At 48.9% G+C, this 18,438-nt stretch carries 12 protein-coding genes; 4 read left to right on the forward strand and 8 right to left on the reverse strand.

From position 1 onward, the window contains the following. Nucleotides 1-9 precede the first annotated feature (9 nt). Together H9Q13_RS00420 and H9Q13_RS00425 are read left to right on the forward strand one after the other, a co-directional pair. Nucleotides 10-1,359 (forward strand): NAD(P)H-dependent oxidoreductase, encoded by a 1,350-nt coding sequence (locus tag H9Q13_RS00420; RefSeq protein ID WP_191181786.1) that lies wholly within the window; start codon nucleotides 10-12, stop codon nucleotides 1,357-1,359. A 102-nt stretch (nucleotides 1,360-1,461) separates the two neighbouring features. After that, a complete protein-coding gene (locus H9Q13_RS00425) occupies nucleotides 1,462-2,676 on the forward strand; it encodes a glycosyltransferase family 4 protein (RefSeq protein WP_191181787.1) in 1,215 nt (404 codons plus the stop codon). Nucleotides 2,677-2,690: 14 nt separating this feature from the next. Here the strand turns inward: H9Q13_RS00425 and H9Q13_RS00430 are convergent, their stop codons facing one another. From H9Q13_RS00430 to H9Q13_RS00440, 3 genes are read right to left on the reverse strand one after another with little or no spacing between them, the layout of a single operon-like run. Next, on the reverse strand, nucleotides 2,691-3,932 hold the full coding sequence (locus tag H9Q13_RS00430) for a glycosyltransferase family 61 protein (RefSeq protein ID WP_191181788.1): 1,242 nt from the start codon (nucleotides 3,930-3,932) through the stop codon (nucleotides 2,691-2,693). Between the two features lie 60 nt (nucleotides 3,933-3,992). Beyond that, on the reverse strand, nucleotides 3,993-5,102 hold the full coding sequence (locus tag H9Q13_RS00435; RefSeq protein WP_191181789.1) for an alginate O-acetyltransferase AlgX-related protein: 1,110 nt from the start codon (nucleotides 5,100-5,102) through the stop codon (nucleotides 3,993-3,995). A 12-nt stretch (nucleotides 5,103-5,114) separates the two neighbouring features. Then, complete coding sequence (locus tag H9Q13_RS00440; protein WP_191181790.1) at nucleotides 5,115-6,593, reverse strand: MBOAT family O-acyltransferase; 1,479 nt, start codon at nucleotides 6,591-6,593, stop codon at nucleotides 5,115-5,117. Between the two features lie 775 nt (nucleotides 6,594-7,368). Between H9Q13_RS00440 and H9Q13_RS00445 the strand changes: the two genes are divergently transcribed. Then, the gene (locus tag H9Q13_RS00445; RefSeq protein WP_191181791.1) at nucleotides 7,369-9,630 is read left to right on the forward strand and encodes a LamG-like jellyroll fold domain-containing protein; all 2,262 of its coding nucleotides are present in this window, start codon (nucleotides 7,369-7,371) and stop codon (nucleotides 9,628-9,630) included. 343 nt (nucleotides 9,631-9,973) lie between these two features. Beyond that, entirely contained in the window at nucleotides 9,974-10,453 is a 480-nt protein-coding gene (locus H9Q13_RS00450; RefSeq protein WP_191181792.1) for a hypothetical protein, read from the forward strand. A gap of 173 nt (nucleotides 10,454-10,626) precedes the next feature. Here the strand turns inward: H9Q13_RS00450 and H9Q13_RS00455 are convergent, their stop codons facing one another. The 5 genes from H9Q13_RS00455 to H9Q13_RS00475 all read right to left on the reverse strand — a co-directional run bounded on the left by H9Q13_RS00455 (nucleotide 10,627) and on the right by H9Q13_RS00475 (nucleotide 18,438). Continuing rightward, nucleotides 10,627-13,236: a PA14 domain-containing protein gene (locus H9Q13_RS00455; protein ID WP_191181793.1), complete on the reverse strand. Its 2,610-nt coding sequence runs from the start codon at nucleotides 13,234-13,236 to the stop codon at nucleotides 10,627-10,629. Between the two features lie 651 nt (nucleotides 13,237-13,887). Then, the gene (locus tag H9Q13_RS00460) at nucleotides 13,888-15,156 is read right to left on the reverse strand and encodes a right-handed parallel beta-helix repeat-containing protein (protein ID WP_224743981.1); all 1,269 of its coding nucleotides are present in this window, start codon (nucleotides 15,154-15,156) and stop codon (nucleotides 13,888-13,890) included. 27 nt (nucleotides 15,157-15,183) lie between these two features. After that, complete coding sequence (locus H9Q13_RS00465) at nucleotides 15,184-16,023, reverse strand: glycosyltransferase family 2 protein (protein ID WP_191181794.1); 840 nt, start codon at nucleotides 16,021-16,023, stop codon at nucleotides 15,184-15,186. Between the two features lie 113 nt (nucleotides 16,024-16,136). After that, nucleotides 16,137-17,033, reverse strand: a complete 897-nt coding sequence (locus H9Q13_RS00470) for a nucleotide-diphospho-sugar transferase (RefSeq protein WP_317173860.1) — start codon at nucleotides 17,031-17,033, stop codon at nucleotides 16,137-16,139. 103 nt (nucleotides 17,034-17,136) lie between these two features. Then, nucleotides 17,137-18,438: an O-antigen ligase family protein gene (locus H9Q13_RS00475; protein ID WP_191181796.1), complete on the reverse strand. Its 1,302-nt coding sequence runs from the start codon at nucleotides 18,436-18,438 to the stop codon at nucleotides 17,137-17,139.

An 18,438-nucleotide genomic window follows, 5' to 3' on the forward strand; every position in this document is an offset into this window, starting at 1 on the left:
AAACAGAAAATGATCATTATAGATACCGCATTAGCCAAACGTGAAGCCGAAGGCCGCCCTGTTCGTGTAGGGATGGTAGGAGCCGGATTTATGGCCAAGGGCGTGGCACTTCAGATCAAGAACCACGTGCCGGGGATGGAGTTGGTGGCCATTTCGAACCGTACCATCGCGCGTGCTCGCGAAGCTTACAACGAGGCAGGTATAGCTGACGTGGAAGAAGTGGATTCTGTGGAGGCACTGCAGGAAAACATCCGACTTGGCAGGTATAGCATCGCCAACGACCCTATGCTACTTTGTCGTGCCGAAGGGATAGACGCCATTCTGGAGGTAACCGGAGCTGTGGAGTTTGGGGCGCAGGTAGCTTTGGAGGCAATCCGGAACGGAAAGCATACCATCATGATGGACGCTGAGGTAGACGGCACCGTAGGCCCGATCCTGAAGGTATACGCCGACAAGGCGGGTGTCGTGTTTACGAACGTGGATGGCGACCAGCCAGGGGTGATCATGAACCTGTACCGCTATGTGAAGTCCATCGGCATGAAGCCGGTGCTTTGCGGCAACATCAAAGGCTTGCATGACCCTTATCGCAACCCAACCACCCAGGAAGGCTTTGCGAAGCGTTGGGGCCAGAATCCCGCCATGGTAACTTCCTTTGCCGACGGAACCAAAATCTCTTTTGAACAGGCTATTGTAGCCAACGGCACAGGTATGCGTGTGGCCAAACGGGGCATGCTGGGGCCTTACGCTCCGCAGGGAGCGAACATCCGGGAGTCTGTGAATCTCTTCCCCTTGGAAGAACTCACCCAAGGGCCGGGGATTGTGGACTATGTGGTAGGTATAGCAGAGCCGGCAGGTGGCGTGTTTGTGCTTGCCACACAGGATAATCCGACGCAGCAGCATTACCTTAACTATTATAAAATGGGAGAGGGGCCACTATACTGTTTCTATACGCCATACCACCTGTGCCACCTTGAAGTGCCGCTCACCATTGCCAGAGCTGTGCTCTTCCACGACGCCGCCCTCACGCCTCTTGACCGACCGTATGTAGAGGTGGTAACTGCCGCTAAAAAGGACCTGAAAGCAGGGGAGACCATCGACGGGATCGGGCACTACATGACCTATGGCCTGTGCGAGAATGCTGACGTAACCGAACGTGAAAACCTGTTGCCGATTGGTGTCGCCGAAGGCTGCGTGCTGAAGCGCGATATCCCGAAAGACCAAGTGTTGACCTACGATGACGTGTTATTGCCGGAGGGCAGAACAATTGACAAGCTGCGGGAAGAGCAGCGCCAGTATTTTTCTGCGGCCCTTGCGACATCAAATGGAGGCCAGGGACTTCAACAAGAGACCATTGCCTGATTGGCGAAAGATAAAGTGAAACAGTGTGAGTGAAAATCCCGCTTTGGCCAGGTATGGCTGGGGTGGGATTTCGCTTGATAACCAGCAAAGCACAACTTATCCATGCGCATTCTTTCTATTCACAATTACTACAAGCAGGCTGGCGGAGAAGATACCGTTTTTCATGCCGAGGCCGACTTGCTGGAGCAGCACGGGCATCAGGTGGAGAAGCTTACCTTTTCCAATAAAGAAGTAAATAGCTTAACTGAGAAGCTCAAGGCTGCGTTGGGTGTCATGTATAATCCGGATAGTGCCAGGCGGGTAGAGGAGCGTATAAAAGCCTTTCAGCCAGATGTCATTCACGTGCACAATTTCTTCCCTTTGCTTTCACCGGCCGTGTTTTATGTGGCGCATCGCTTGCAGGTCCCCATCGTGATGACCTTGCATAACTACAGACTCGTATGCCCGAGCGCCCTCCTATACTACAAGGGTCGGGTCCAGCTTGAAAACCTGCACAAGACATTTCCATGGGGTGCCATCCGCCAGAAAGTATACCGCAATTCTGCCGTGCAAACGGCATCGGTAGTGCTGACGACAGGTATGCACAAACTCCTGGGTACCTGGCAGCACAAAGTAGACAAGTTCATTGCCCTCACACCCGGTGCCGCCGCTATGTTTAGAGACTCCTCTCTGAAACTCCGTCCGGAGCAACTGGCCGTGAAGCCCAATTTTACAGAAGATTTAGGTATAGGAGAGGAGGTGCGGGAAGATTATATGCTTTATGTTGGCCGACTGACGCCAGAGAAAGGCATCGAAACCTTGCTGAACGCACATGAAGTGCAGTCGTTCAAGCTTAAAATAGCAGGCGATGGGCCGCTGCGGGAGCGAGTGGAAAACTATGCGGCGGAAAACCCGGAGGTTGAATACCTCGGTTTCCAGAACAGGGCACAAATATTGGCGCTGCTCAAAAAGGCCAAAGGACTTATTTTTTCCTCTGAATGGCTGGAGACATTCGGCATGACCATAGTAGAGGCATTTTCTACTGGAACGCCCGTGATAGCCGCAAAAATTGGCGGTGCCGAACAACTGGTGGAAGATGGCCTCAACGGGCTACATTATACACCAGGCCACGCAGCCGAACTGGCCGATAAAGTGCAACAATTGGTGCAGGAGCCGAAGTTGGCGCTTAGGTTAGGCAATGCAGCGCGCCAAAGTTATGAAGCCAGGTATACCCCGGAAGCCAACTACCACATGCTCCTTTCTATTTACGAGGACGCGATGGGGACCAGAAGCCAAAATGCCCCCGCAACCGAAGTCGCAGGGGCAGGCTTATCTTAGTTATTAGGTTAGCTCTATACAGTCTCGACGCTGCTCTTCACGCCTGAGCTTTTCCGCATTTTCTCCAGGATCTCTACTACCTGGTCGGTTTCTACAAACAAGTGCTGGCGTTGGCCTTCAGCTGCGTCGTGCACAGGTTTGTCACCCTTACATATAATGTAATCGTAGTCTAGGTCAATCTTGGTGGCGATGTCGTAGAAAGGCTCTATGACGAAACCCTCATGAAATATCTCGATGATCTTGGTACCCGGCTTGCAGAAGAACATGCTGATCAGGCCCGCCCCGGTAGCCGAAACTACCACCTTGGCCTGCGAGAACATCTTGATCTTTTCCAGAATGCTGTACTTACTCGAAATCACCGATTTGAACTTATAGGTTTCCAAAGCCTCCAACAGTTCCTTCTCGTTCAGTACATTGCGTATAGCGGAATCGCTGCGGCTGATGTACAGATTAGGGGCTGTTTCTGAGACAGCCATTTCTTCTTCCTGCACCAATGGGAGAAAGGAGTCGCGGATGAATTGCCCCAGCCAGCGTGGTACCAATGTATGGTTGCCGCGAGGGGCTGTAGATGCAATAATCCGATCGGCTGTCAGGTGATGGTACTCCGCGCCGGTGATTATTTTCTCAGAAGGGATACCCAGCAATTCCAGTGTCTCCGTCTGGTAGCCGTAGCGTGTGCTCGGAACCAGGAACCAGTCTACCTCATCATATAAGCCGCTTTCGCGCAGTAGGTGCAAACGCGGAAGCACGTCCATGAACCAATGGCCAATGTTATTCAGGCCAGCACCACCCGTCAGCAAACTGAACACCGTGCCCTTAAAGCGGGTCGGAACCTGGAAGTAGCTTTGCTCAAATATATTGTTCTGCTCAGGCGACACGACCTTACCATCGATCATACTCAGCGACACATTCTCCACGAGGCGGTTTTCCTGGGTCACGATCGCTACACTGCTTTCATTGTCTGTGTAGATGCGGCCATTCGGTACTTCCACCACCACGTAGTCTGTGGTGACGCTGCGCTTCGGTTTCCAGTAATCAGAGCAGGCCTTGTAAAGGTGTTCAGAGATCTCAAGCGGAGTGGTCAGGTTAGGGTATATGCTGTGTACCGTCACTTCCGAATCAGCACAGGAGGTATTATCATTCAGGTCGATCTGGCATATGCCTATTGGCCTCAGGCGTGTGTTATGGGGAATATATCGGCCCAGAATTTTCTTGAGGCGTTTGGTGGATTTATCGTAAAATACCTTTGGTTTCATATATATAGGTGGGTAATATTAGCTATACGTTTGTACGTTTTTTTTGGCTGCGTTATAACATCAATCTGTGTGTTGTACCAAGTGGCGGGTGTCCTTGTCAGAATCCCGATCCGGGTTAAGATGCTGTGCTAATAAGTCGGCAGCGGCTTTAACAGCTGTGTTGTTCCAATGCGCGTCATCTGTCGGGTATAAGCGTTTGTTTTCCTTCAGATACAGACGCTCAAATACAGGCTGGGTATTGACCACGGCCACTTCTCGCTTTTGAAGCTCGCGCATAAGCCGTGCCAAAAAATCGGGCTTCTGCTGAGACGGCAGCAGTTGATGGTAAATATTCTCTTTATTGGGTATAGGCATGAATACAAAGGCAATGCCACGTTCCGCCAGTGCATGTTTGTAGCCTTCCAATATATCGGCCATGTAACTTATCTCCTCATCACTGAAATGTCGGTTGGCAAACTCTCCTTCTATAAAAAACTCATTATGGTAAACGATGTACTCCTTGCGACCGAAACTACGCTCTATGTTAGCCACCGTGCGCCGGTACAAGGCTAGTTTGGAGACGCGGTCAGCCGTCATCGCCAACCAGGTCAGGACCGGTGAAGAATTGATGACGCTGCCAGTGATATCGCGCACTTTGGAGGCCATCCCGTTGGCGCCTACAGGGGTGAGTTCAGGTATACGCCGCTCGATGCTGGACACCACCACCACCTCGGGCGGGTTCTCTTCAAATCGCCGGGTGCCCAAAAAACGGTTCACGGTTGCCGGGGCGAAAGAATATACTTCCTTTCCGATTTGGCGCTCCAGCACTTCGGCCAGTGTTTCTTCCTGCGAAAGCTTGGCTCCGGTGATGTTAGAGTCGCCGATGAGCAGCACCTCTGCCTTAGTGTCACGGTTTCGGTAGCCATAAGGATCGGTGTACCATTCCACTTCCTTTTTCTCGGCAAAGGCCGTGTGAGGTGCAAGTTCACCTTCCTCTTCCATCTTCATGTGCATGTTCGGGTAAAACGGACCAGACATAATGCGCATGGTGTTCACCGAGATTGTTTCCCATACCCTAAAGGTAAAGAAATCCATGGGGAGCACGACTGCCTCCATCACAGGCCACAGGGCAAAAGGCAATGTAAGCAGGGCTAGTTTTTTCAGCAGTTTTCTTACGTCATGGTTTTTCATATGCTCTGACGATTAGAATTGGAAATAAATGAACTCCTGTTGGCCAAATTGCCCAAAGAGCAGCACCACGATAATGGCCACGTAGTAGATCGCCCACCGCACCACAGCCGGCCTGCGACTGATAAGCTGCGATACACTGCCCCGGCGCTGAATCAGGTGCACCGTCTCCATGATCAGGATTGCGACTACCGACACGGCAAAGACTTTGAAACCCTGGTCCATGAACAGAATATGCTGAAGGTCGACGCCGGATAACAAAAGTCGGATGTTGCCCAGCCCGGTAAAACTGCTTTGGATGATATAGAAGGCTTCCCCAATGTTGTTGGCCCGGAAGAAGACCCAGGAGAACAGCACCAACGCAAACACGCTCAGCACCTGTACCCATTTATAGAGAACAGGCCAACTGGTTAACCCACTGGCCTTTGCCAGGGTATCGCGCTGTTTTGCTGTCACGATGGCAAACACCAGATAAAAGCCATGGAGTGCCCCCCATACCACAAAGGTCCAATTGGCCCCGTGCCACAAGCCGCTCACCAGAAACGTGATGAACAGGTTGTAGTACCAACGCCACTTAACCACACGGTTGCCGCCCAGCGGGATGTAGAGGTAATCACGGAACCAGGAGGAGAGGGAGATGTGCCAGCGACTCCAGAATTCGGAGATACTCTTGGAGAAGTAGGGCCGGCGGAAGTTTTCCATCAGCCTGAAGCCCATCACCTGCGCTGCGCCAATGGCAATATCGGAGTAACCGGAGAAGTCGCAATAAATCTGAAAGGCGAAGAAGACAGTCGCGATAATCAGGGTGATGCCTTCGTAGTCAGTGGGGTTATTGTATACCTGGTTCACCATCAGCGCCAGGTTGTCCGCAATCATGATCTTTTTGAAAAAGCCCCAGCCCATGCGCTTAAGACCGCCTACAATTCGGTTGTAGCTAAACCCATGGGTAGCTTTGAGTTGCCCCAGCAGGTTGCCGGCACGCTCAATAGGCCCTGCCACCAGCTGCGGGAAAAAAGAAACGAACAGGGCAAATACGCCCAAGTGCCGTTCCGGTTTTATTCGCCCCTGGTACACGTCTATCGAGTAACTCATGGTTTGGAAGGTATAAAAGGAAATGCCCATAGGCAGCAGCAACTCAAAGGCCGGCATGGCATACCCCATATCCAGCGCTTGGGCCAGATCACGGGCACTGTCATTGAAGAAGTTGTAATACTTGAATAGCAGCAGAATGCCCAGGTTTGAGAGGAGGCTAAGGTATAGAAAAGGTCTTCGCTTTGTCTTTTCATCATCGCTATACCTTCCCATGGCACGTCCGCAGCTATAGTCCACAATGGTCGAGATGATCAGGATCAGGGTATAGGCGGGTTTCCAGGAGGCATAAAAATAATAACTGGCCAATAGCAGGATAAGCCACCTGCGGTGAGGCGGCGTCAAGAAGTATAGGGTTACTACTACCGGAAAGAACAGAAAGAATTCAGTAGAGTTAAAAAGCATATTTACACGCTGTTAAGGGTGTCTGAGATCTGTGCTGTCTCATGTTATAATGATCCGCCCTCCGGATATGGTGTCATAAAACGGATGAAGCAAAAGCGAGTGATTTCTAGTATTATATTAGATGTTCACCTAAAAGGTTAGGGTTTTGTATATATTTTTTCAAAAGTATATGCCCATCACAAAAATGATGCTGACTACTATACGGAACACAGCTAAAATAGCTAGGCTTGTTTTTATGAGATTGCCGTACCTGACCTTCGACAGATGCAAAACATCTCTGAAGATACCCTGACAGGAGGGTATTCAGCAAATAGAAGATTATTATAATTATTGCACTAAAATACATTGATTTATTTAGTTGTATTTATTGCTTTCCGATTCAAGGCTTTCAAAAAGGGCTTTAGGCTTTACTGGGGCTCATAAGGTCATAAACCTCATGTTATGATCGGCGTAATATTATTGTATTCTTATACAACAGCTAGCTAATACTCCACGTACAATCCAACAAAGCAGTAACGAAAAATTACACATCCGGCAAAGTCTCTGTTTTTTTAGAAACCTTTGAAAGTGCAATAGCACAGCGCATATTACGACCAGCTCTTCCTAAAGAGCCAATGACTTAGTGAATTACATGAAAAATATATACTGCGATTCATCCTTCATGCAAGGGGAAACAGACACCTTACCTCAGAACAAAGGCTTTCGTCACACGATTGGGACAGCATGGTCTTCCATCCGATCTCAACTTACCCTTGTATGGGCTACCTGTTGTTTGATGCTGGTTTTCCAATCCTCTTTGCAGGCACAAGCTACTTCCGGTTTGAGCTGCCTTCCTGGGCTGGCCCACTATTTCGGGTTTGATGAGAAAACCTCCGGCAGCTACCTCGACTACGTTAGCGGCGCCAATGCCACCTGCACAGGCTGCCCAGCACCTGCAGCCAGTATGTTTGCAGGCGGACAGCGCTTCAATGGCTCCAGCACCGGTCTTCAGTTCAACGAAATACAGAATTTTCAATGGGGGCCTAACAGTAGCTTCACGATTGAGGTATGGGTGCAGGTAAATAAAAAATCCACCAATCAAGTTATTGTCGGCCGAAAAGCCAATGATGGTCTGATGGCGTGGTGGCTGGGCGTAAGTCAGGACGGATATGCCGTTTTCGACATGCAGGATAATTTCGGCGAGCCGCACAACATGACGGATTATCTCAAAGTTGTGAACTTGTTTGATGGCAAATGGCATCATTTAGCCGTAGTGCGTGATGGCACGAATGAGATAACAAAACTGTATGTGGATGGCTTCAGGGTAGATGACAGGATAACCGAAAAAAGAATTTACCGGGCCAACTTGGAAACGGCTAGCCCCGTCACAATCGGATACTTCGACGTTGGCACAAAGTTCTTTTTTGATGGTGTTGTAGATGAATTGCTAGTATACAAGCGCAATTTATCAGAGCAGGAGATGCGCGCCCGCTATAACCAGGGAGCAGGCAGTTACTGTGGGCCCGAAGGAATCAGGCCAGAAATCGTATCAACTCCTTTGCTCTATGGCACAGTAAATCAGGCGTACAGGTATGATGTCAATGCCACAGGCAAGCCTACCCCTCGCTATACCTTGGTTTCTGGACCACAGGGAATGACGATAGATGCTGGCTCAGGGCTGATCAACTGGGTGCCCCAGGCATCCGGTAAGTTTGCAGTCGAGGTGAAGGCGACCAACAGTCAGGGGGAAAGCGCCCCGCAGCTTTTTCAAATTGAAGTGAAACCAGCCACACAGGAAGGTATAGGCATGCTGCACCACTGGATGTTGAACGAAACGTCAGGGGCTCGTTACCAGGACGTGTATACGCCAATAGACGCAGTAGCCTCTGCCAGAACCCGGCCTGCCCCCGTGAGAGGCGTGATAGGAGGGGGGCAGCGATTCAACGGTCGGGACACTGGACTAGAGGTGATCGGAAGTCCTAACTTCGCCTGGAAAGCAGACGAAACTTTCACGATCGAGCTGTGGCTTCGCACGGAAACCAAGGATGGGAGCAGCGAAGCCCAAAACCAGGTGATGCTTGGGCTACATGCCAAGGATTCTCCGGTACAATGGTGGCTAGGCTTAGACCAGCAGCGTAAAGCCCGCTTCGTCATGTATGATATTGAATACACAGAAACTGTTATCGGCTCTAACGGTCCAAAGCTTAACGATGGATCCTGGCATCAACTAGTTGTGGTACGGGATGGCCGTGCCAAGGCTATGCGGCTCTATGTGGACGGTGAGGAGGTAGCGGCCCGCGGGTTCACGAATAATGATGAGTTCAAAAGCCGGGCTCCTGTTACCATCGGGTACTTTAACTCAAGTTTGATAAACAGTTACCAGTATGAAGGCGACATGGACGAATTGAAGCTTTTTGGGAGAGCCCTTTCGCCGGAAGAAATTAAAAGTCGCTTTGTAGAGGTATACGATGGTCTGACAGAGTTCTTGAGCTTTAAAGGCCGGTATGCCTATGGGGAAGACTTTAAGCAGAAAATCGCGCAACTGGAATGGAGAACGCTTTACGAGTTGGAGGCTGCCTATTTTGAGGTAGAGCGGTCCGCTGACGGCAACAATTTTACGGCCATCGGCCAAGTTAAAGCTTCTGGCACCACCACGGCCGCCATCGACTATACATTCACGGACGAAGAGCCGCTGAAGGAACAAGCATATTACCGCCTCCGGTTAGTCAGGCAGGATGGCACCTTTACGTACTCCAACACCATACTCCTGCAAGATCGTGCCCCGATAGCCTCATCGTTCAGGGTATACCCGAACCCGACTGCAATGGGAGCGGAGGTTACGATCGAGGTGGCCAACCTGCCGGAGAGTGAAGACGTGACATTCCTGGTTACGGACGTTTCCGGACGTCAGGTGCTTCGCCAGTTGGTAAGGACCAATGAATTTGGGGAGCTATACCTAACACTGCCCGTCGGAGCGTCTCTTAAACCTGGTGTCTATAATTTGACAATGGCCAGCAGCAGCAAAACTCTCAATCGTAAGCTCGTGGTTGCCCACTGATTGCATGACCCTCGTTCTGATAGTCGGATAAGTAACATAAGATCCAGAATGCTCCAGTCTGGCCTTGGCCGATGATCAAACCATGGTTGGGAGGGCCGGCCTTATACCTGCAGCCGCGCATGAGGGGCAACAAGTTTATGCGGGCTGGAGTGCAAGCGGAGTATAATTTAACAGCATGAATATCAATAGCTTTATTATATTTTAGTGAATTTATGAAATTTTTGATAACCTCCGTAAGCTGTAGTTCGTAATAAGTTTGAAAAACATCTCTATTGCGCGTTATACAAATAACTTATCACCCAGATTATTTAAAATCCTTTACCCCTATATATTGTATTTCTTTATGAAAAAGTTATTCCTTATACCTATCTTTTTTGCCCTTATTCTCACTTCGTGTAGTGATGATGATAGCGAGACGTTTGAGCCGCCGGTTTCGGAAATTGATGCAAAAATGCGCGGCGATTGGACAAACACACTGATCAAAAGAGTCTATTACTCCATTAACGATGAAGTGATGTACACTGACTCGGTTCAATACCAGACAACATTCAGTTTCGATGGCAAGCGCATGACAGTAACAGTGCCCGGAAGCACGAAGCCAGAGGTTATGAGCTACAGATTTCCAGATCCTAAGGACTCCACCAAAATAGAAATACAGCAGGGCTCTGTAACAGGACAGTACACTGTGAAATCTGTTACGGATTCGGAAATGGCCTGGATAGAAGAAAAACAATGGGCCGGCTATCCAGAGGAAGCACCTGAATCAGAGAAAACCACATCCAAGGTAGGTGTGTATACCTGGAAATTCATTCGTAAAAGATAAATGCGGACCTGCTAGGCTGAAAGAATTTCAGAATAGTTAGGTGGTACACCATAAAAAAGCGGTGTAAGGGAAACCTTACACCGCTTTTTTATTTGTTTAACAAAAGCTTATTAAAAGCCTGTTCTGATTCTCCAGCCACTGTTTCAATGACAGTAACTGTAATCAAGCCAAATTTATTCTTTGATCAATTTAATTGTGTTACTCTTGCCGTTGCTATCGGTATACTTCAGGAAATACAAACCTGAATTCAAGTCAGCACCAGACAAATTGAGTACAAGCTTATTGTTATCCAATTTCAGGCTTTCTTCTTTGTAAACCACTTTTCCTGTCTGGTTCAAAATTACAACTTCCTGTAATTTAATTTCTTCGGCACCCATATCCAATGTAACCACATCTCTGAACGGATTCGGATAAGCTGTCACTTTTTCAAACTGAATGTTTGTGTCTTGCGTGGTTAGTGCAGCAGCTGTTGATGCACTCAGCTCTACAATTGGTGACAGTCTGTTGCCGGCGATCGGGCGCTCCATGGCGCCGTTCGGCAACTGCCAGCCCACGGCCAGGTTGTCGCCGCCGCCGCCTTGCAGGTGTAGGGCCTCGATGTAGTAGCGCTTGCCGGCCTCCAGGGTAATCTTGGCAGACTGCTGGCTGGCGCTTTTGGTCCACTCGCGGGCGTTGGTCCAGGTGCTGGAGAAGGCAATCTTGGTCTTCTTGGCCGGGTCCTCCGAGGTGCTCAGGTATAGCTCGGCTGCGTCGTCGGCCGCGATCCAGAAAGTGTACTGGCCGCTCACCGGCGCTGTCACGTAACCGCGCACGCGCTGGCCGTAGTTGTTACCCTGGCGGCCCGGGGCCTCAAAAATAGTTAGTTCAGTAGAGGATGAAGGTTTAGTGCTTACCGGCACCGCGCTCACAGAGGAGCCGTGCACGTTGCCCCATAACTCGCGGGTGATCTTGCCCACTGCCGCTGTAACAGTAGCTACAGGTGCAGAAACCAACGTCGGTGCAGGAGCTGCGCTTCCCATCTCTGACAGTCTGTTGCCGGCGATCGGGCGCTCCATGGCGCCGTTTGGCAACTGCCAGCCCACAGCCAGGTTGTCGCCGCCGCCGCCTTGCAGGTGCAGGGCCTCGATGTAGTAGCGCTTGCCGGCCTCCAGGGCGATCTTGGCAGACTGCTGGTTGGCGCTTTTGGTCCACTCGCGAGCGTTGGTCCAGGTGCTGGAGAAGGCGATCTTGGTCTTCTTGGCCGGGTCCTCCGAGGTGCTCAGGTACAGCTCGGCTGCGTCGTCGGCCGCGATCCAGAAAGTGTACTGGCCGCTCACCGGCGCTGTCACGTAACCGCGCACGCGCTGGCCGTAGTTGTTACCCTGGCCGCCTGGGGCCTCAAAAATAGTTAGCCCGGTAGTGGAGTTTGGCTTGGTGCTCACCGGCACCGCGCTCACAGAGGAGCCGTGCACGTTGCCCCATAACTCGCGGGTGATCTTGCCGGTACCCGTTGTAGTGCTTGTAGCAATACTGGTTGTTGGCGATGTGGGTGTAGGTGTTGGTGTTGGCGTTGGTTCAGTTGGAGCTGGCTGTGTAACAGGAGCAGAACCATTCGGACCGAGCACGATTCCATTGGTGCTCAGTTTAGCTAGCCATACCGTGTATTCAGCTTTTTCCTGCTGCTTGGTTACGTTACCTCCGACATATGGATTGTTCTCGTTTTTAACCAGGCCATCCGGGAAATAGTTTTTGTCAAACAGGTTGCCCTGGCTCATGACACCTGTTACGTTATTGCGCATTACTGCATTAAAAGTAGCGCCTTTCTTGTAGTAATCGTAGCCATACAGGCCAACGTTATGCGTGTTCATGCGGGTGCCATCATCGAACAAGCCCGAGTTAACGCCGCGGTTGTTGAATACTTCGATGTTGTTACCTCCTGCGATAGCATAGTTATAGTTGCCAAGGTTAACAGTTTGGTTATCGTATACCTTCACATAAGCAGTGGCAATTGAAGCAGGGTCGCCCATGCCATCCTGGTACCAGGAATCGGCAATGATACCGCCACCCGAGTATTTCGTCTCAGTAGCAGGCAGCGGATAAGCTCCCTGGATGTAGTTGTTGTGTATGCGGATTGGCGATCCTGACGTACCGCGAGCGTTGGATAGATTGATGTTGTCCTCCACAAGCGACCTGTTTGGCTCGTTGATGATCTCGTTCCATGCGATTTCAGCGTGTGGCAGGTTGCCTCTGTAGTTGAACTGGGTGAACTGCGAGTGCTCGCTGCTGCCGTATACGCGGCCATCAATGTTCTTGGCCTTGTTGTAGCGTATTTTTACCGTGTTGTTCGTAGAACCGTCACCTTCGTAGCGTGTGCCAACATAAATACCGGCTGTGCTTTCCATGTAGCAGTTCTCCACCACAACATTCTTGAAATTGTTTACTGTAAGGAAACGACGTGGCTTCTTGTAGTCGCGCCACGGGGTAGGAGTGAGGCCGTAGCCTTTAGAATTTTTTACTGTGATGTTTACTGCATGGCCCCAGCTTTTGATCAGATAGCCGGCACCTCTGATATTTGAGTTAAGTATTACTACGGGCTCCGATGTTCTTACATCAACAGCGGCTACTTCTGAATCTCTCGATTCCCAATTTCCGGTGTAAGTTCCCCCTTTTGTAATAACGAGTGGTCCACTATAGGTCTGGGCTAGAACTTGGCTTGAGAACAGAACCCATACTAGAAGGGTGAGAATGAAAGCAGACAAAGTCTTCCCTGCCCCCTTATTCTCATAAGTGGTGATTGTATTCATCTTTTTTGGCTAAAAGTTGAAAAATTTAAAAAAACTAATATTACTTATATTCCTTCATAAGCCCTGGAGCTTTTAAAAATCAACGTGACTTAGTTAAAGGGTTTTATAAAACTTTTTAGATAACTGATGTTTGGCTATAAGTTTTATATATAAGTTGTTGCAAATATAAGTAGGAAAATTTTAGAAAAACTAATCTTTGTTTGAGTATTTCTTAATAAAGTCATACATGCTTTGTTAAGTGCTATAAGAATGTGAGCATAAAACCCCTTTTAGGGGTTAATTACGCATATTTTGACTGTTTTTGGATATGTAAAAAAGTTGTCTTTTTTTAAAAAATACAATATTATTAATATGGTTTTATTAATATTAGTTGGAGTTTACTGGTCAAAAGTTAAATTTATAAGCTCATTTTCAAGCCTGATCTAACCCTTGGAGGTGTGATTTTCATAATTATTTTAATATATATTAAATGTAATATATTTGATATGCTGACGCTGTGTAATTTACTTTTGATGGGTAAGTGCTGATTTCGAAACCTGCCTGAATGAGCGCTGGGAGATAAGTGATTCTGGTGGGATTATATGAAATTATGAAGGTATAAGGTCGTAATTGGCGTCTACTTTAAGAGGTGCTTACTTAAAGTACCTGAAGTTAGGGCATAAGGGTGGAGTCTTTTGGCGTCTTCGCAGGCAGGGTTGGGCGAGGGCCAACCAAAATGTTTCTTTTCTCTAGTTTGGATTTCCAGATACGGTACTCGGCCTTTTCGCTTTCTATGGTTATCTCACCGTCGATAAAAGCGTTGTTATGCTCTCGCACAGTTCCATCCGGGAAGTAGTGGTTGTCATTTCTACCGTCCTGTCCCATAACTCCGATCATGTTGCTATGAAAGGTGTTATCAAATGTTGCATTTTTGTTATAGTAATCGTAGCCGTACAGCCCTTGTGTCCACATCCTAAACTTCTTCCCGTTTTTAAATCGGGCGGCATTCACGGCGCGGTTGTTAAAAATCTTAATGTTATTGCCGCCTGCGATAGCATAGTTGTAGTTACCAAGATTAACGGTTTGGTTGTCGTATACCTGCACATGAGCAGTGGCAACCTCTTTGGGTTCGCCCATGCCGTCCTCATACCAGGAATCGGCGATGATTCCCCCGCCTGAGTACTCCTTGCTATCGGCAGGTATAGGGTAAGCTCCCTGGATGTAGTTGTTGTGTATGCGGATGGGCGAGGCAGCAGTACCCCGTGAATTGGATAGGTTGATGTTGTCTTCCACCAGTGAACTGTCCGGCTCGTTGATCACCTCGTTCCAGGCGATCTCGGCATGCTGGATCGGGTTTCGGAAATTGAATTGCACGAACTGCGCCCGGTACCAGCCATCATGAATGCGCCCATCGATATTCCTAGCCACATTGTAACGGATCTTAATGGTATTCTCGGGACTGCCGTTGCCCAGGTAAGTGTCTCCGATGTAGATGCCGGCCGTCTGCTCCAGGTAGCAGTTCTCCACCACCACATGTCTGAAATTATTCACGATTAAGAAGCGCCGTGGTTTTTCATACAAGATCCAGGGAGTAGGGGGAAGGCCATAGCCCTTGGTGTTTCTCACTGTGATGTGGGCGGCGTGCCCCCAGCTTTTGATCAGGTAACCAGCTCCCCGGATATTGGAATTCTCAATAACGACTGGCTCAGCTGTTCTGATTTCCACGGCAGCCACTTCGGAATCCTTTGACTCCCAGTTGCCGGAGTAAGTGCCTCCCTTTCTGATCACAATGGGGTCGTCATAGCCCTGAGTTGTCGCTTTGGCGCTCCTTTTTGCGCCTGGCAGGTGCCCCTGTGTGTAATAGTAAGCAAAAAGCATTGCTGCCACCATGAGGGTAACAACAATGCTTAGCGTTTTGAGGTATGGATAAACTTTATTCAAGTCAATAACTTAGTTCATTCGGTGGTGTTACCTTAAAAAATAACCGAACAGCCTGCGTGTATAACCGTTTGCCAGGTGAAACGGGATGTACGGTTTCGGACAGTTCTTCAGCGTAAACCTGGTAAAGTCTCGGAGGTTACCGCCACCCTTCAGGTCGAACAGGTGCTTGTAATAATTTTTGAAGTTCTTTTCGCTTCTAATCTGCCGTTCCCCGCTTTCTTCCGGATATGTGAGCAGTTTGGCGTCATAGTTTACATACAGCTCAAATCCTGCTCTTCTGGCAGTATGGGTATAGTCGTAGTCCGCAATGTAATGCGGGAACCGGTCCTGGTCGAAGAGTCCGATCTTTTCAAACACAACCCGGGGTATAAGCAAACCTCTGCCAGGCAGGTGCGTCACGGCATGCAGGCCTTTTTGCTCATCTTCCGACAGCGTAGGAAGCACTTCGTCGATGGTGTTTAGCAGCCAGTTTAACCGCTCTCCCCCGAAGATGGGCTGTTTTGTATTGGCATCCAGCTCGAGGGCACCCAGCAGGGCCGCAGGCTTTTTCTCATGCCATTCATACATTTTCTCCAGCAGATGCTTATCTGTGATCACGTCATTGTTCATGGTCATAATGAGCTGAGCGTCCTGCTTCAGCGCATGTCTGATGCCCATGTTCACGCCAGCTGTCCAGAACAGGCTGCCACTGCCCTTTAGGATTTCCACTTCCGGAAACTCTTCCCGCAGCATGTTTTCGGTGCCGTCTGTTGAGCCATCATCAACTATAATTACTTTGTACTGCTGATTTGTTTGGTTTCTCAAAGACTGAAGGCAATCTCTCGTGTATTCCTTCCTGTTAAAAACAGGTATAACGATGCTAATCATGTGGTTCTAATATAAATCTTTTGTTTCGGTGTATGCGATGGTGGTGTTAGCGAAACGAGGCACTGCCAACAAAGCTGTCTACGAAAAAAAAGGAGATTGTAATAAGACTATTTTTATAAATTAAAGCTCAGCAGGCTTTTCAGCTTTGAACTTACTTTGCCCCGAATCAAGTGGTTAAAGTTCTTCGTGTCCGACTCGATATCGCGAACGACAAACCGCGGATGACGCAATGGAAAAGCGATCTCGTTTTCCTTGATCTGTGCCTTGTTATCGTGGGTGTTGAAGGTATGCGTGGCATCCTCTCCAAAGCCGATGTTGCGCACAAGGTTTATCTCTGGCACTATGCAGAGCCCGGAGTTGCTGTATACCGTAAATTCCCACTGATAATCCCATATATCGCCGTTCGAGATGCTGGCAAACGCCTCCTCGAGCTTGCTCAGGCGGTAGGTCTCTTCAAACTTGTTCAAAAACAGGCCTTTAAGGTAGCCTTTCTCCTTTAGCTCCGGGTACGCTTTGAGGTTAAAATCAAAGAGTTGCCAGGCCCTGCGCCAGGTAGCCCAACCCCATGCATTCACTTTGTTTGAAAAGTAGTAGGAGTAGTCATTGTCTTTGCGCCAGCCATTGAGGTAATTGTTGCCACTGATGTGCATGATGCGCGTGTCGTGCTTGTACTTTTCCAGAAGCTCCTGGCAAAACCAGAAAAAGCTTCTGGAGGGTACACAATCATCCTCCAGTATGATGCCGGCCTCTTCATGCTCAAAAAACCAGCTGATTGCCGTGGCCGGCGCTACACCACATTTCAAGTTTTTCTCCTGAAACAGGGTCTTCACCTCACAGTCCCAATCTACTTGCTCTACGATGCGCCGTGTTTCGGCGCACTTAACTATATCTGCCTCCACGCCAGGTCTTGGTCCATCGGCGGCTACATAAAGTCGCGACGGTTTTACCTGACGAATGCGGTCGAATACTTGCTGTGTGGTATGAGCTCTATTGAATATTATTAATAGCACAGGTGTGTGCAAAGGTGTCATAGGAATAGAAGTACTCATGATATTAAGGTATAACAATATGTTTGTTTTTATATACTGAAATCACCGCTAGAAGTTGCTGCCATCAGGCGCTTGTCAGCTTGCGGTTTTGTCCGATTGCTTTGGCCTTCCAGCGGGAGCCGAAATCACGCAGGTAACTCATGCGCTCTACGCCATCCTCTTCCATGTACACGATTGCCCAGCCCAGTATGGCGTAATAAAAAACCGGTAGTACATACGAGAAACCATAGATAAAACCTGTGCTGACAAAGGCGATCAGGATGATCTGGTTTACGGTCATGGCTTTGGAACGAAGGCCTTTTGCAATAGCGTAAATCGGCATGATGGAGTAAATGGCCAGCCCAACAAAGCCGGTATAAAATAGAATATCTACATAGAAACTGTGGAAGTGATGGCCCTGGCCGTCGTCGAACACAGGCTCGTTGGTATCGTCGCGCCAAAACTGTATAGGCAACTCAAAACCTTCGAAGCGCATCCCAAACACCCAGTTTTCCTGTATGAATGGTAGGTAGGACATCCACTGTATATAGCGCCAACCTCCTGTCCCTTGAGAATCGAAGTTTTCGATATCTGAAAAACTGTCCTGTATCTTGGTAATGATCTCGGGGTGGATCGAGAACAGGAAAGCGCTGCTGGCTATGCCTGCAATCAGCAAAACGATGCCAATAGGCAGGAACTTACTCAACAAATTGATTGGCAAACCTGATTTAAACCGGATCAGCAGATAATAGACAACCAGCAACAATCCGGTGGATATCCATACGGTCCGGTGCTGGAAAAAGACAATAGACACCAAAATGAAAAACGCCATGAATAAACTTGTCAGCCTGCTCTCAAAGATGTATTTGCTCAGAAAGTAAATGAAAGGGATGACCAGCATGTACACGGAGGAGGCGTAAACACCCCGCTCATGCGAGGTAAAGGCGCCCAGGCTCAGTTTGTCCGGGTGCACCACGACCACACTGATCCAGAAGCCACCCAGTATAAACCAGACCACGTGCGAAAACTTAAGGTGAAAGTTGCCTTTGTAATAAGTATAGACGAAGAAACTAAAGTAAAAAAGGAACAGCTTCTGAAACACGTGGGGGTATACCATGGGGGTGTTGTAGAAGTAATACGACTCGAACACCATAGCCAGTACATACAGTGTTGTAAGCCCGAAGGCTACCCGCATAACAGGCGACATACGGGTAAAGTAAAACATGCTGTAGCCAAACGAGATCACCGCCATCGCCTTTAGCAAAAGGTTGAGCATGTTGGCCTGTGCCACCAGGTTATGGGGCGCGGCCAATTCCGTGAACATGTTGTCCATCAACATGATCAGGGCCATAGGAATGATAAACAGAAAAGAGTAATTAATCTTCAT

Source organism: Pontibacter aquaedesilientis (genome assembly GCF_014773225.1).
GTDB classification, from domain to species: Bacteria; Bacteroidota; Bacteroidia; order Cytophagales; family Hymenobacteraceae; genus Pontibacter; species Pontibacter aquaedesilientis.

Excerpts from the sequence above, each read along its gene's own strand:
- H9Q13_RS00455 (WP_191181793.1), bottom strand. The coding sequence starts at position 13,236 with ATGAATACAATCACCACTTATGAGAATAAGGGGGCAGGGAAGACTTTG.
- H9Q13_RS00420 (WP_191181786.1), top strand. The coding sequence starts at position 10 with ATGATCATTATAGATACCGCATTAGCCAAACGTGAAGCCGAAGGCCGC.
- H9Q13_RS00450 (WP_191181792.1), top strand. The coding sequence starts at position 9,974 with ATGAAAAAGTTATTCCTTATACCTATCTTTTTTGCCCTTATTCTCACT.
- H9Q13_RS00425 (WP_191181787.1), top strand. The coding sequence starts at position 1,462 with ATGCGCATTCTTTCTATTCACAATTACTACAAGCAGGCTGGCGGAGAA.
- H9Q13_RS00435 (WP_191181789.1), bottom strand. The coding sequence starts at position 5,102 with ATGAAAAACCATGACGTAAGAAAACTGCTGAAAAAACTAGCCCTGCTT.
- H9Q13_RS00475 (WP_191181796.1), bottom strand. The coding sequence starts at position 18,438 with ATGAAGATTAATTACTCTTTTCTGTTTATCATTCCTATGGCCCTGATC.
- H9Q13_RS00465 (WP_191181794.1), bottom strand. The coding sequence starts at position 16,023 with ATGATTAGCATCGTTATACCTGTTTTTAACAGGAAGGAATACACGAGA.
- H9Q13_RS00440 (WP_191181790.1), bottom strand. The coding sequence starts at position 6,593 with ATGCTTTTTAACTCTACTGAATTCTTTCTGTTCTTTCCGGTAGTAGTA.
- H9Q13_RS00445 (WP_191181791.1), top strand. The coding sequence starts at position 7,369 with ATGCTGGTTTTCCAATCCTCTTTGCAGGCACAAGCTACTTCCGGTTTG.
- H9Q13_RS00430 (WP_191181788.1), bottom strand. The coding sequence starts at position 3,932 with ATGAAACCAAAGGTATTTTACGATAAATCCACCAAACGCCTCAAGAAA.